We start from the raw sequence: 13,492 nt of genomic DNA on the forward strand, positions 1-13,492 counted from the left end.
CTATTCTCCCGCTCCGCCGTGCAGGCTCTGCACCGGGTTCGCGATCAGCGCGTCCGTCAGCCGGTCGTCGCCCCGCAGCCGGTCCACGGCGGCGTTCGCGCTCGCGACGCAGGCCGGGATGCCCACGCCGTCGTACGCCGCTCCGCACACGGCGAGACCGGGCAGCCGTGCGACGTGTGCGCGGATGCGGGCCACGCGCGCGTGGTGCCCGACCGGGTACTGGGGCAGTCCGTCGTCCCAGCGTGTCACCCGGGTCTCCAGGGGCTCCGCGGTGAGTCCGGTGGCCTCGCGCAGGTCGTGGCGGGAGACGTCGACGAGGTCCGCGTCGTCTCGGCCCAGGATCGCCGTCTCGCCGTACCGGCCGACCGAGGTGCGCAGGACCACCACGTCCGGGTTCTCCTCGGCGATCCAGCCCCACTTCTGGGACGCGAACGTCGACGCCTTGATGGTCCGTCCGTCGACGGGCGGGACGAGGAAGCCGCTGCCTTCGGGGAGCGCCGTCCCGTCGCGGCGGTAGGCGAGGGTGATCAGCGCCATGGACGCGTACTCGACGGCCGTGAGCTCGGCCGCGGCGGCGGGGGCCTCGGCGGCGAGCAGTTCGGCGGCGGCTCCCGCGGGCAGGGCCACGACGACGGCGTCGGCCTCCAGCACCCGGCCGCCCGCCACGACCCGCCAGCCCTCGTGCCGTTCGGCACCGGCCGCGTCGCCCACGACCCGGCGCAGCTCCGTGACCGGCGCTCCCGTGACGATCCCGCCGCCCCGGGCGCGTACCGACTCGGCGACGGCGAGCGGCAGTTGACCGACGCCGCCCTCGATGCCCATGAAGACCGGGGCCGCCGGCTGATCCGGCCGCCGGTGGTGCGCGGCCTTCGCCTGGATCTCGCGGACCGCCTCCGTGAGCGAGGTGTGCGTACGGGCCGCCTCGAAGAGCTGGGGCACGGCCGAGCGCATCGAGATGCGGTACGCGTCGCCCGCGTAGACGCCGCCGAGCAGGGGCTCGACGAGCCGGTCGACGACCTCGCGGCCCAGGCGCTCCGCGACGAAGCCGCCCACCGCCACGTCGTCGCCGACCTCCGTGCGCGGCAGGTCGCGGTCGCGCTCGACGCGGCGCAGTCCTTCGTCGGAGAGGACTCCGGAGAGGGCGGCCGCGTCCCCGGGGACGCCCATGACGTGTCCCTTGGGCATGGGCCTGAGCTCCCCGCGCGTCCAGATCGAGGCGCCCGCCGTGTTCGGCGGCCGGAGCCGGTCCGCGAGGCCCACCTCGTGGGCGAGCGCGACCGCCTCGGGCCGTCGCGCGAGCATCGACTCGGCGCCGAGATCGACCCGGGAGCCCGCGATCGAGCCCGGCAGGAGCTTGCCGCCGAGCCGGTCCGAGGCCTCCAGGACGGTCACCCGCGCGCCGCCGTTCAGCAGCCGGTGCGCGGCGGCCAGACCGGCGATGCCGCCTCCGATGACGACGACGTGACCCGGGCCCGTACGTGTGTCTGCGTGCATGTCTCCACTGTCCCAGACCCCGCACGCCGTCCCCCGGGCCCCCGGCGGGCGAGGAGGGTATCCATGACGAGGCCGGACCGTGACCGCATCGGGACCGGATCAGGCCAACGTCGTACGGGGCTCGGGCGTCGAAGGAACGTCAGACATCACGACACCTCGGGGGTACACCGACATGCGGACACGCGGCAGCGGCAGCGGCACCAAGCGGTATCGATCGGCCCGGCCCGTCCAGGTCCTCTCGGCGCTGCTGCTCGCCGGCGCCCTCGCCCTCACGGGGTGCACGGGCGCGGACGACACCGGCGGGGACAGCTCGGCCGACAACAAGGCGGCCCCTCCGAACGCCGCGCAGGCGGGACCGGGCGCGGCCGACAGCGGCGCGGGCGGCGGCAAGGCCGAGCAGGCCGACTCGCCGACGCGGCCGACCACCCACATCATCCGCACCGCCTCGCTGACCGTGCAGGTCAAGGACGTGCCGAAGTCCCTCGCCGAGACCCGTACCACGGTCGAGAACGCGGGCGGCATGGTCGGCAACGAGACCACGGACCGCGACTCCGAGGGCCGCGAGCGTTCCCGTGTCGTCCTGCGGATCCCGGCGGACAAGTACGAGGAGGTCCTCACGGAGCTGGAGGGTTCGGGCAAGCTCATCGACCGCAAGGCGAAGGCGGAGGACGTCACCGAGCAGGTCGTCGACGTGGAGAGCCGGATCAAGTCGCAGCGGGTCAGTGTGGCGCGGATCCGCGAGCTGATGGACCGGGCCACCAAGCTGAGCGATGTGGTCACCCTGGAGGGCGAGCTGAGCACGCGTCAGGCCGACCTGGAGTCGCTGCTGGCGCTGCAGGCCTCCCTGAAGGACCGTACGAGCCTGGCCACGATCACGTTGTCGCTGTCCGAGACGCCGGTGAAGAAGGCCGCCGAGGACGACGACCCCGGTTTCGCGGACGCGCTCGGGGGCGGCTGGGACGCGTTCGTCACCATGTTCCGCTGGATCGCGCTGGCGCTGGGCGCGCTGCTGCCCTTCCTGGTGGGCACGGCGCTGCTGCTGTTCCTCTGGGTGCGGTTCCTGCGCGGCCGGACGCCGGCCCGTCCGGCCGCGGCGGCCCCGGGTACGAGCACGGGGTCACTGCCGGTGGCTCCGCCCGTCCGGCCGGAGCGCGACGACAAGGACTGAGCGAGAACGACCAGAACCGAGCGAGCCCGCGCGGGACTGAAATGCCCGGTCCCCGTAGCGTGTTCGCATGACTATGAGCCGCGAGAACCGTACGAAAGAGCGTCTGGTGGTCGTCGGAGGGGACGCGGCGGGCATGTCCGCCGCGTCCCAGGCACGCAGGCTGAAGGGCCCCGACGAGCTGGAGATCATCGCTTTCGAGCGAGGGCACTTCAGCTCCTACTCGGCGTGCGGCATCCCGTACTGGGTGGGCGGCGAGGTCGAGACCCGGGACAAGCTGATCGCCCGCTCGCCCGAGGAGCACCGGGAGCGCGGCATCGACCTGCGGATGCGTACCGAGGTCACGGAACTCGACGTCGGGGGCGGCCGGGTGCGCTCGCGCGACCTGGAGGCCGGGACCGAGGCGTGGACGTCGTACGACAAGCTCGTGATCGCGACGGGCGCCCGTCCGGTGCGGCCGTCGCTGCCCGGCATCGACGCCCCCGGGGTGCACGGTGTGCAGACCCTCGACGACGGACAGGCCCTCCTCGACACGCTGAGCCGTACGGAGGGCCGCCGCGCGGTCGTGATCGGCGCGGGCTACATCGGCGTGGAGATGGCCGAGGCGCTGATCAACCGCGGGTACGAGGTGACGGTCGTCAACCGCGGCAAGGAGCCCATGTCCACGCTCGACCCGGACATGGGCCGCCTGGTGCACGTGGCCATGGAGGGCATGGGCATCACGATGGTGAACGACGCCGAGGTCACCAAGATCCTCACCGGCGGGGAGGGGCGGGTCCGCGCGGTCGCCACGGAGGACGCCGAGTACCCGGCGGACGTGGTGGTCCTCGGCCTCGGCGTCCGGCCGGAGACCACGCTCGCCGAGGCCGCGGGGCTGCCGCTGGGCGATCACAAGGGGCTGCTGACGGACCTGGCGATGCGGGTGCGCGGCCACGAGAACATCTGGGCGGGCGGCGACTGCGTCGAGGTGCTCGACCTGGTCTCGGGCCGCGAACGCCACATCGCGCTGGGCACCCACGCCAACAAGCACGGCCAGGTCATCGGTTCGAACGTCGGCGGCGGCTACGCCACGTTCCCCGGTGTCGTCGGCACGGCGGTGAGCAAGGTCTGCGACCTGGAGATCGCCCGTACGGGCCTGCGCGAGAAGGACGCGCACCGGGCGGGGCTGCGGTTCGAGGCGGTCACGATCGAGTCGACGAACAGCGCGGGCTACTACCCGAACGCCGACCTCATGACGGTGAAGATGCTCGCCGAACTCCGCACCGGCCGCCTCCTGGGCGTCCAGATCGTCGGCCGCGAGGGCTCCGCCAAGCGCGTGGACATCGCAGCGGTGGCCCTCACGGCGGGCATGACGGTGGAACAGATGACAGCCCTGGACCTCGGCTACGCCCCACCGTTCTCCCCGGTCTGGGACCCCATCCTGGTAGCGGCCCGCAAGGCGGTGGCGGCGGTACGCAAGAGCGCCCGGTAGGCCCGTGTCCCTGAGGGCCGCAGGCCTCTTGGGGGCGCGGGGAACCGCGCGCCCAGCCCTCACCGGCGGTCAGCCGAACACGACGCCTGAAAAAGGGCCGCTCAAGCCCCTTGCGCATTCCCGTTGATCTTCTCTATGGCCTGCCGGGCCTGCTCCCCCGGCGTCCTCGACAACGAGGAGACCGCGGACACCTGAGGTCCGCCCACGGCGGGCGCGGCCGCCGGCATGGCGGACGCGGGGGCCTGCCGCGCATGCGACCCCACCTGCCGCGCCCGCAGCCGATGACTCGCCGCCTCGTCCAGTGTCACGGGCCGCTGCATGCTCGCGGCCAGCCGCCCCGCCTCCTGGCCGAGCGCGGCCACGTCCTCCCAGGACAGCCTGAGGACCACGGCGAGTTCCGCCTCGCCGTCCGGGGTTGCGATCAACGGCTGAGTGGCTCGGTCGTTCATGACCTGTTCCTCACGTATTGCTGGGATCACGGGCGGTTGCCGAAACATACGCATGCCGCCGCGTCCCCGTTCAGACTCCCGGAACCGGGGCAGGATTTCCCCGTGGTCATACCAGTCCATGACGTGAACCCGGCACGCCGCACGCCCTATGTGACGTACGTGCTGATCGCCGCCAACCTCGTGGTCTTCCTGGCCACTCCGGGGGTGGCCAGTTCGCTCACCGGCGAGAGCGGCGGTCCGGCCCAGCTGTGCCATCTGCAGGCGTTCCTGGACCACTGGGCGCTGGTCCCGCGGGAGCTGATCCACGGGCAGCTCCCGACGTCGGTCCCCACCGGTGCCGTGGGCGTCGGCTCCGGCGGACGGGGCTGTGTCGTCGGCCCGCCCGGCTACGACAAGTCGCCGCAGCTCTCGGTGCTCACGGCGATGTTCCTGCACGGCGGCTGGGTGCACCTGCTCGGCAACATGCTCTTCCTGATGATCTTCGGCAACAACATCGAGGACCGCCTCGGCCACATCCGCTACGCGCTCTTCTACGTGGCCTGCGGCTACGCGGCCGCCTACGGCTTCGCGCTCGTCAACTCGGACTCGGGCGACCCGCTGATCGGTGCGTCGGGCGCGATCGCCGGAGTGCTGGGCGCGTACCTGGTCCTCTACCCGCGGGCCAGGGTCTGGGTCCTGGTCCCGTTCCTGATCTTCCTGCCACTGCGGCTGCCCGCCTGGATCGTGCTGGGCTTCTGGTTCGGCCTCCAGGCGGTGTACTCGTCCGGCACGGGCGTCTCCCGGGCCGGCACCGTCGCGTACGTGGCCCACGTGGTCGGCTTCCTGACGGGCATGCTCCTGGCCTGGCCCCTGCGCCGGGGCACCCCGCCCCCACCGGAGCCCCGCGGCCTCCTGTGGGGCAGGAGAGCCCACCACCGCTGGTAGCCCTATCAGGGGCGCGGGGAACCACGCGACCGGCCCCCACCGGCCCGCAGGTGAAGACCGACCCGGTGGCCCCCGGCCTCAGCGCTGCGAGTTCGCGTGCACGTACTCCACGAGCCCCGTCAACGCGTCAGGGCTCATGGACGGCAGAACCCCGTGCCCAAGATTGAACACATGCCCCTCCAGCCCCGCGGCAGCGTCCAGCACCTCCTGGGCCTTCTCCTCCACGACCGAGGTGGGGGCGAAGAGAACGGCCGGGTCCAGGTTCCCCTGGAGCGCCCGCCCGGGCCCGACCCGCCGGGCGGCCTCGTCGAGCGGCACCCGCCAGTCGACGCCGACGACATCCGCCCCGGCCTCGCCCATGAGCCCGAGCAGCTCCCCCGTACCGACACCGAAGTGGATGCGCGGGACGCCGTACTCCCCGACGGCCTGGAAGACCTTCGCGGAGGCGGGCATCACGGAGCGCCGGTAGTCGGCGGGGGCGAGGGCGCCGACCCAGGAGTCGAAGAGCTGGACGGCGGAGGCGCCGGCCTCGATCTGCACCTTCAGGAAGGCGGCCGTGATGTCGGCGAGCCGGTCGAGCAGATCGGCCCAGAGCTGCGGGTCGCCGTACATGAGGGACTTGGTGTGCTCGTGGTTGCGGGAAGGACCGCCCTCCACGAGGTAGCTCGCGAGGGTGAAGGGCGCGCCCGCGAAGCCGATGAGGGGGGTCGAACCCAGCTCACGGGTGAGCAGCCCGATCGCCTCGGTGACGTACCGGACGTCGTCCGGCGTCAGATCGCGCAGCTGGTCGAGGTCGGCGCGGGTGCGGATCGGCTTCTCGACGACGGGGCCCACACCGGGCTTGATGTCGAGGTCGACACCGATGGCCTTCAGCGGTACGACGATGTCGCTGAAGTAGATCGCCGCGTCCACGTTGTGCCGGCGGACCGGCTGGAGGGTGATCTCGGCGACCAGCTCGGGCCGCATGCAGGACTCCAGCATGGGGATGCCCTCGCGCACCTTCAGGTACTCGGGCAGTGAGCGCCCGGCCTGCCGCATGAACCACACGGGCGTGTGCGGCACGGGTTCACGCCTGCACGCCTTGAGGAAGGCGGAGTCGTATGTCGCGGTCGGCTGCTGGCCCTTGGGGCGGTCAATGACGCTCACGACGAAAAGTCTCGCACGGTCGGGAGGCGCCCGGAGCCGGGGTCCGGCGCGGGCACGCCCCGGCCCGCACCTGATCCGCACCCGGCCCGCGCCCCGGCCGTACCTCCGCCCGCGCCTTCGCGAACCGGCGCGTTCAGGGGCGCTTTTCGGCAACGCGATCCGGACAGTGGTCCGGCGCACGGGTGTCTCTCCCTGCGCAAAGGCTCCGTTCCCCTTAATCTTCCCCGCATGGCTGCGGCTCAGGGACGACTGTCGGACGGCACTGGCGGAATGGACGACCCCAAGGAGGGGGAGCGGGATGCGATGGAGGCGGCTCCGCTGCCTTTTCGAGCCGCCGTCGATGCGTTGAAGGCCGCGAGGTTGCGGCCGCAGATCGAGATCGATCCGACGAAGGCACCGCGACGGCTCGCGCCGTTCGCGTACGCGCTGGAGGCCGCCGTCGTCGACGGTGACGAGGATCTGGCGGACGGGCGGCTGATCCTGCTGCACGACCCGGCCGGGCACGACGCCTGGCAGGGCTCGTTCCGCATGGTGACGCTGGTCCGCGCGGAACTGGAGGCGGAGATGGCCTCGGATCCGCTGCTGCCCGACGTGTGCTGGTCGTGGCTGACGGGTGCGCTCCAGGCCCGCGGTCTCTCGTACGGCGAGCCCAGTGGCACGGTCACCCGGGCCAGCTCCCACTATTTCGGCGGGCTCTCGGAGCGGCCCCCGGCGTCCCAGATCGAGATCCGGGCCTCCTGGACGCCGCGCGAGGGTCTGGGCGGGGTGCCCGACACCGCGTCGCATCTGGCTTCCTGGTGCGACCTTCTCGCCCAGATCGCCGGGCTGCCTCCGGCGGCGCCGGGTGACGCGTCGATCGTCACTCTGCCGCAGCGGCGGGGGCCACAGAGCCGCTGAGCGCTCCGCTGAGCGGCTGGAGTTCGTCTGCGGGTCCGCTGTGGCCGGTCGCGCAGTTCCCCGCGCCCCTCAGGGGGCTTGTCTGAAGCCGTGCCTCCATGGGAGGTGCGGCTTCAGTCGTGTGCGGGGCTCTTCCATGCGCTCGCGGTCAACCTTCCGCCGGGTCTCCCTCTTCCGGGGTGCCGCCGGAGGGTGGTGAGCCGTGTGAGCGCCCCGAATGCGCTCCTGTGACCTTCCGACGCGCCCCCGAACCGGCTGCGGCCTGCACGAAAACACGTTTGCCCTTTTATCGATACGACCACTTTCAGCCCCGTATCGAAGCGGAGCGGACTCGTTTCGATCTTCGGATGATCGATCGTGCGTCCGAATTGCACGCATTATTACTCACCAAATCGTGATCATTCTCTAAAGGCGGACGTGTTTGATGCCGAAGACCTCTGTGACCTTGAAAGCACGGTTCGTCCCGGCTTCATCCCCACAGCCGGTCCCCCGTCCCGCACCCCCGGAGGCCTGGTGTCCGTTCTCCTTGAGCAGCCCGCAAGCCTGGTCGCCTACCGCCCGAACAAGCCGACCGCGATGGTGGTCGTGGCCGACCCCCGCGTGCGCTCCACCGTCACCCGCCACCTGTGGGCGCTCGGTGTTCGCGACGTGATCGAGGCTTCGTCCGTCGCGGAGGCTCGTCCCCGCATCGGCAACCCCCGCGACATCTGTGTCGCGGACGTCCATCTCCCCGACGGCTCCGGCCTCACCCTCCTGTCCGAAACCCGCGCCGCGGGCTGGCCGAACGGCCTGGCCCTGTCCGCCGCCGACGACATCGGCGCCGTACGCAACGCCCTGGCGGGCGGCGTCAAGGGCTACGTCGTCACCGGCACCCGTACGAACGTCGGGCTTCCCACCCGGCCGGGTGTCGCCCCCATCGGCTCGGCAGCCGCCCGTATGCACCGCCGTCCCCCGGGTTCCCCGAGCCACCCGGGCGGCTACCGCGAACTGTCCGGCCGTGAGGTCGAGGTGCTCCGGCTGGTGGCGGAGGGCCAGTCGAACAAGGCCATCGGCGTCTCGATGGGCCTGTCCGCGCTGACCGTCAAGAGCCACCTCGCCCGCATCGCCCGCAAGCTCGGCACGGGTGACCGCGCCGGCATGGTGGCGGTGGCCCTGCGCACCGGAATCATCCACTGACCCCCGCCGCAACCGTCCCCTCCGCACGAACCAGGACGCTCGACTGATGCAGGATTCACCGACCTGACTGGTTTACGACCCTCAGAGGCCCGTCGACGGAACGTTCCGTCGACGGGCCTCTGTCATACACAGATACCCTTGACAGGTGACCGACGCCCAAGAGACCGCAGCAGACAGTTCACTGCGAACCACCGGAGGCGCTCCTCCGGACGACGTCGAACCGGCGCCGATCCCCCTGCTGGAGCCCCGCGACGGAATTCCGCCGGTGATCACCGACGAGAACGCGCTCGCCGAGATGATCGCGGCGTTCGCCGCCGGCACCGGCCCGGTCGCCGTCGACGCCGAGCGGGCGTCCGGCTATCGCTACGGCCAGCGCGCGTATCTGGTGCAACTGCGCCGCGAGGGCGCGGGCACCGCGCTCATCGACCCCGTCGCCTGCCCCGACCTGTCGGGCCTCGGCGAGGCGCTCTCCGGAGTGGAGTGGGTGCTCCACGCCGCCACCCAGGACCTGCCGTGTCTGCGCGAGATAGGTATGGTCCCCAGCCGGCTGTTCGACACCGAGCTGGCCGGCCGGCTCGCCGGGTTCCCACGGGTCGGCCTCGGCGCGATGGTCGAGGGCGTCCTGGGCTTCGTACTGGAGAAGGGCCACTCGGCGGTCGACTGGTCGACCCGTCCACTGCCCGAGCCGTGGCTGCGCTACGCCGCGCTCGACGTGGAGCTGCTCGTCGACCTGCGGGACGCGCTGGAGAAGGAGCTCGACCGGCAGGGCAAGCTGGAGTGGGCCCGCGAGGAGTTCGACGCGATCGCCTCGGCGCCCCCGCCGGAGCCCCGCAAGGACCCGTGGCGGCGCACCTCGGGCATGCACAAGGTGCGCCGCCGCCGGCAGATGGCTGTCGTACGGGAGCTGTGGGAGACCCGGGACCGGGCCGCGCAGCGCCGGGACATCTCGCCCGGCAAGGTCCTCGGTGACGGGGCGATCGTCGAGGCCGCGCTGGCCGTACCGGCCAATGTGCACGCGCTCGCCGCGCTGAACGGCTTCGGGCACCGGATGGGCCGGCGTCAGCTGGAGCAGTGGCAGGCGGCCGTGGACCGGGCGAAGGAGCTGCCGGACGCCGAGCTGCCGCAGCCAGGTCAGCCGCTGAACGGGCCGCCGCCGCCGCGTGCGTGGGCCGAGAAGGATCCGGCGGCCGCGGCGCGGCTGTCCGCGGCGCGGGCCGCTGTCTCCGCGCTGGCGGAAAGCCTCAACATGCCTCAGGAGAACCTGATCACTCCGGATACGGTCCGGCGGGTCTGCTGGGAGCCGCCGGCCGCTCCGGACGCGGCGTCCGTGGCCAGTGCCCTCGCGGGGTACGGGGCTCGGGCCTGGCAGGTTGCGCAGGTCACGCCTGTGCTTGTTGCCGCGCTGGCTGTGCAGGCCAAGCCGAAGGAGTAGGGGCCGGTCCTTCTGGGCCGCCCCTTCGCCCTGAGTGGTGCGGACTCTTCGCGGGCCGGCCGTCCGTCGTGGCTGGTCGCGCCCACGCGGCGGAGCCGCAGAATGACACAGCCCCGCGCCCCTGACGGGGCGCCTACTTCGTCGCGCCCCTCGTGAAGCCGTTGTAGATGTAGCGCTGGAGGAACAGGAAGACGAGGAGGGTGGGGAGGATGACCAGGACCGCACCCGCCGAGATGTTCTCCCAGTGGGCTCCGAAGGGGCCCTTGAAGCGGAACAGGGACGTTGAGATCACGCCAAGATCCTCGGACGGCATGTAGAGGAACGGGATGTAGAAGTCGTTGTAGACGGTGATCCCCTTGACGATGACCACCGTCGCGATCGCGGGCTTCAGCAGCGGCAGGATGATCTTCCGGTAGATCGTGAAGGCGTTCGCGCCGTCGAGCCGGGCGGACTCGTCGAGCGAGACGGGGATCGACCTGACGAACTGCAGGAAGATGTAGATCGAGACGATGTCCGTGCCCATGTAGAGCACGATCGGCGCCCAGCGGCTGTCGAACATGCCGAAGCTGTCGACGATCTGGAAGGTCGCCACCTGCGTGGTCACGCCGGGGACGAGCGTGGCGACCAGGAACAGCGCGACGACCAGCTTCCTGAAGCGGAACGTGTAGCGGTCGATCGCGTACGCCGCCATCGACCCGATGATCACCGTGCCGGTGACGGAGAAGAGCAGGATGAACGCGGTGTTCCCGAACGCCGAGAGCATCCGGCCGTCCTGGAACGCCGTCACGTAGTTGTCGAAGTTCAGCAGGTCGTCGGGGAGTTGCAGCGCCCCGCTGTCGTTCGCCATCTCCTTCTCGGACTTGAGGGAGGTGAGGAGGACGACGAGGAGGGGCAGCAGGACGACCACGCTCGCGACGACCAGCGACAGGTGGGTGAGGGTCCGGGCGATCCCCCGGCGTGAGGTCCGGGGCCTGCGGCTGCGGGGCGTGCGGCTCATACGAGGTCCACCTTGTCGTCCGGGACGAGGCGGCGCTGCACCCAGGTCACCGCCAGGATGATCAGCAGCAGCACGACCGCGGCCGCAGAGGCGAGCCCCGTCTTGTTGAACTGGAAGGCCAGCTTCACCGTCTGGATCACGAAGGTCTCCGTGCCGGTCGCGCCGCCGGTCATGATGAACGGCACCTCGAAGGCGGACAGCGAGCCGGAGATGGAGAGGATGACTGTCAGGCTCAGCACGGGCCTGATGCCGGGCGCGATGATGTAGCGGAACTGGTGCCAGCGGTTGGCCCCGTCCAGCTCGGCCGCCTCGTACAGCTCCCCCGGGACGGACTGGATCGCGCCGAGGAACAGGACGAAGTTGAGGCCCAGGTAGCGCCAGACGGAGACCCCGGCCAGGGAGACGTTCGCGGAGACCGGGGTGCCCAGCCAGGCGCGGTCGGAGTGGACGCCGAGCAGGCCCAGCACCGAGTCGAGGGTGCCGCCGTCCTGGAAGAAGTACAGGAAGACGAAACCGATCGCCACCCCGTTGATCAGGTACGGGAAGAAGAGCACGCCCTTGAAGAAGTTCCGGAAGCGCACGTCGAAGCTGAGGACCGTCGCGAAGTAGAGCGCGACGACGATCTGTACGACGGAGGCGGCCAGGTAGTAGCCGCTGACGAAGAAGACCTCGAACAGCTCGGGGCGGGTGAAGAGTTCGACGTAGTTCTCGGCGCCCGTGTAGCTGAGCTCGGGGCTGACGCCGTCCCAGTCGGTGAAGCTGTACGCGACCATGTTGGCGACCGGCGCGTACGTGAACGTGATCAGCAGGACCAGCGGGGCGGCGAGGAACAGCCACGGGGTGAGGCCCCGCCGCAGCCGCAGTCCCCGCGGGGCCCGGTCCCGGCCCCGGGCGAGTGCCGTGCGGGCGGCGGGCGCGGCCTCCGCGCGCCGCGCCGCCCTCTCGGCCGGGCGGCCCGTCCCGGTCGGGCCCGTCCCGGTCGTGTCCTTCTCGTTCGTGTCCGTCCCGGTCGTGTCCGCCATCAGGACCCCGTGGACTTCCGGGCCTCTTCCCAGCGCTTGCCGAGGTCGCCGAGGAAGTCGTCGAGGCTGCCCTTCCGCGCGCCGCGGGCGAGGTCGACGAGGTCCTGGCGGTAGTCGGGCTTGTAGAGGCCGACCTCCGACTCGTTGTCGATCTCCTTGACCACCGCGCCCTTCGTGTCGTCCAGCTCGATGAACCGCACGCCCTCGTCCTTGTACGGCTGCAGCACCTCGGGCAGCGGGGCTCCCTTGACCGGGGAGAGGGTCAGGTTGTCGGCCGCGTACCCGGACTTGTCGGTGAACCAGTCGATCCAGGCGCGGGCCGCCGCCTTGTGGTCGGAGTTGATGTTGACGGCCTGGTTGTAGTCGGGCGACATGGTCGCGCAGAACTTCCCGTCCCGCTGGGCCGGGAAGGGCATGAAGCCGATGTCGTCCGGGTTCGCGCCGGCCTGCTTCGCCGCCGCCCGGAACTGGGTGATCGCCCAGGAGCCGAGCCACATCGTCGCGATGTCGCCCTTGGCCAACTTGGGCTTGGAACCCTCCCAGTTGGTGGTCGTCGGGTCCTTCTCGATCAGCCCGCCGCGCACGATGTCGTACAGCAGGGTGTCGGCGACGCGCAGGTCCTCGCCCTTCGCCCACGGGTCGCCCTCGGCGAGGCGGGACGTCGCCCGCTGATCGCAGCTGACCGCGCCGTCCATGTACGTCCAGTGCGTCAGCGGCCACATGTCCTTGAAGTTCGTGTAGTACGGGATCGCGTCGGTCTTGGACCTGACGGCCTTGAGACCGGCGACGAACTCGGCGGGTGTGGTGGGCCAGTCGCTGATCCCGGCCTCCTTCCAGACCCGCTTGTTGTAGAGGAAGCCGGGGAGCGCGCCCATCGGGCTCTGCCCGTAGACCTTGCCGTCGACCGTGGTGAAGTCGGTGAACAGGTACTTCTTCGCGCGTTCGGTCTCGGCGCCGAGCGAGGCGAAGAACCTGGGATAGTCGTTCTTCTTGATCACGGCGGGGATCATCAGCACATCGCCGTAGTTCTCGGTGTTCATCCGGATCTTGACTTCGCCCTCGTAGTCCGTGAGGGCGTCGAACTCGACCCTGACCTTCGGGTAGGTCCTGTTGAACTCGGCCGCGTACTTCTTCATCGTGCCGTCCTGGACGAGGTCGGTCCGGTGGGTGAGGACCGTGATCGTGCCGGACACCTTGTCCGGGTCGTCGGGGGCCTTCGCGTCCGCGCCCTTCGACGTGCCTCCGCTTCCGGTACAGCCCGCGGCCAGCAGTGCGGCGGCGAGGAGGCTTCCGGCGATCTTCGTGCGGTGGTTCATCTG

General features: G+C 71.0%; 12 protein-coding genes. 6 read left to right on the forward strand and 6 right to left on the reverse strand.

Annotated elements, in window-relative coordinates; all coding sequences use genetic code 11:
* The gene (hemG, locus tag OHS59_RS11690) at positions 1-1,494 is read right to left on the reverse strand and encodes a protoporphyrinogen oxidase (RefSeq protein WP_328493338.1); all 1,494 of its coding nucleotides are present in this window, start codon (positions 1,492-1,494) and stop codon (positions 1-3) included.
* A gap of 172 nt (positions 1,495-1,666) precedes the next feature.
* Between hemG and OHS59_RS11695 the strand changes: the two genes are divergently transcribed.
* Positions 1,667-2,662 carry a DUF4349 domain-containing protein gene (locus OHS59_RS11695; RefSeq protein WP_328493339.1) on the forward strand — a complete coding sequence of 332 codons (996 nt, stop codon included), beginning with the start codon at positions 1,667-1,669 and terminating at the stop codon, positions 2,660-2,662.
* Between the two features lie 67 nt (positions 2,663-2,729).
* On the forward strand, positions 2,730-4,130 hold the full coding sequence (locus OHS59_RS11700; protein WP_328493340.1) for an FAD-dependent oxidoreductase: 1,401 nt from the start codon (positions 2,730-2,732) through the stop codon (positions 4,128-4,130).
* 101 nt (positions 4,131-4,231) lie between these two features.
* On the opposite strand, the gene OHS59_RS11705 is transcribed toward OHS59_RS11700, so the two are convergent.
* The gene (locus OHS59_RS11705) at positions 4,232-4,579 is read right to left on the reverse strand and encodes a hypothetical protein (protein ID WP_328493341.1); all 348 of its coding nucleotides are present in this window, start codon (positions 4,577-4,579) and stop codon (positions 4,232-4,234) included.
* A gap of 102 nt (positions 4,580-4,681) precedes the next feature.
* On the opposite strand from OHS59_RS11705, the gene OHS59_RS11710 reads away from it, so the two are divergent.
* Complete coding sequence (locus OHS59_RS11710; RefSeq protein ID WP_328493342.1) at positions 4,682-5,503, forward strand: rhomboid family intramembrane serine protease; 822 nt, start codon at positions 4,682-4,684, stop codon at positions 5,501-5,503.
* Positions 5,504-5,581: 78 nt separating this feature from the next.
* On the opposite strand, the gene hemE is transcribed toward OHS59_RS11710, so the two are convergent.
* The gene (gene hemE, locus OHS59_RS11715) at positions 5,582-6,649 is read right to left on the reverse strand and encodes a uroporphyrinogen decarboxylase (protein ID WP_328493343.1); all 1,068 of its coding nucleotides are present in this window, start codon (positions 6,647-6,649) and stop codon (positions 5,582-5,584) included.
* A gap of 270 nt (positions 6,650-6,919) precedes the next feature.
* On the opposite strand from hemE, the gene OHS59_RS11720 reads away from it, so the two are divergent.
* From OHS59_RS11720 to OHS59_RS11730, 3 genes are all read left to right on the forward strand, one after another.
* Positions 6,920-7,546, forward strand: coding sequence for a DUF3000 domain-containing protein (locus OHS59_RS11720; protein WP_328499171.1), 627 nt, complete (start codon positions 6,920-6,922; stop codon positions 7,544-7,546).
* 513 nt (positions 7,547-8,059) lie between these two features.
* The gene (locus tag OHS59_RS11725) at positions 8,060-8,722 is read left to right on the forward strand and encodes a response regulator transcription factor (protein ID WP_055514175.1); all 663 of its coding nucleotides are present in this window, start codon (positions 8,060-8,062) and stop codon (positions 8,720-8,722) included.
* Positions 8,723-8,867: 145 nt separating this feature from the next.
* Complete coding sequence (locus OHS59_RS11730; RefSeq protein ID WP_328493344.1) at positions 8,868-10,154, forward strand: ribonuclease D; 1,287 nt, start codon at positions 8,868-8,870, stop codon at positions 10,152-10,154.
* A 133-nt stretch (positions 10,155-10,287) separates the two neighbouring features.
* On the opposite strand, the gene OHS59_RS11735 is transcribed toward OHS59_RS11730, so the two are convergent.
* Genes OHS59_RS11735 through OHS59_RS11745 form a run of 3 tightly spaced genes read right to left on the reverse strand, consistent with a single transcriptional unit; the run spans position 10,288 to position 13,489 of the window.
* On the reverse strand, positions 10,288-11,151 hold the full coding sequence (locus OHS59_RS11735) for a carbohydrate ABC transporter permease (protein ID WP_328493345.1): 864 nt from the start codon (positions 11,149-11,151) through the stop codon (positions 10,288-10,290).
* The gene (locus tag OHS59_RS11740) at positions 11,148-12,173 is read right to left on the reverse strand and encodes a carbohydrate ABC transporter permease (protein ID WP_328493346.1); all 1,026 of its coding nucleotides are present in this window, start codon (positions 12,171-12,173) and stop codon (positions 11,148-11,150) included. The genes OHS59_RS11735 and OHS59_RS11740 overlap by 4 nt, the downstream gene beginning before the upstream one ends.
* Positions 12,173-13,489 (reverse strand): ABC transporter substrate-binding protein, encoded by a 1,317-nt coding sequence (locus OHS59_RS11745; protein WP_328493347.1) that lies wholly within the window; start codon positions 13,487-13,489, stop codon positions 12,173-12,175. Before OHS59_RS11745 ends, OHS59_RS11740 begins: the two co-directional genes overlap by 1 nt.
* Positions 13,490-13,492 lie beyond the last annotated feature (3 nt).

It is taken from the genome of Streptomyces sp. NBC_00414, assembly GCF_036038375.1.
Taxonomy (GTDB): domain Bacteria; phylum Actinomycetota; class Actinomycetes; order Streptomycetales; family Streptomycetaceae; genus Streptomyces.

Excerpts from the sequence above, each read along its gene's own strand:
- hemG (WP_328493338.1), bottom strand. The coding sequence starts at position 1,494 with ATGCACGCAGACACACGTACGGGCCCGGGTCACGTCGTCGTCATCGGA.
- OHS59_RS11695 (WP_328493339.1), top strand. The coding sequence starts at position 1,667 with ATGCGGACACGCGGCAGCGGCAGCGGCACCAAGCGGTATCGATCGGCC.
- OHS59_RS11700 (WP_328493340.1), top strand. The coding sequence starts at position 2,730 with ATGACTATGAGCCGCGAGAACCGTACGAAAGAGCGTCTGGTGGTCGTC.
- OHS59_RS11705 (WP_328493341.1), bottom strand. The coding sequence starts at position 4,579 with ATGAACGACCGAGCCACTCAGCCGTTGATCGCAACCCCGGACGGCGAG.
- OHS59_RS11720 (WP_328499171.1), top strand. The coding sequence starts at position 6,920 with ATGGACGACCCCAAGGAGGGGGAGCGGGATGCGATGGAGGCGGCTCCG.
- OHS59_RS11735 (WP_328493345.1), bottom strand. The coding sequence starts at position 11,151 with ATGAGCCGCACGCCCCGCAGCCGCAGGCCCCGGACCTCACGCCGGGGG.
- OHS59_RS11740 (WP_328493346.1), bottom strand. The coding sequence starts at position 12,173 with ATGGCGGACACGACCGGGACGGACACGAACGAGAAGGACACGACCGGG.
- OHS59_RS11745 (WP_328493347.1), bottom strand. The coding sequence starts at position 13,489 with ATGAACCACCGCACGAAGATCGCCGGAAGCCTCCTCGCCGCCGCACTG.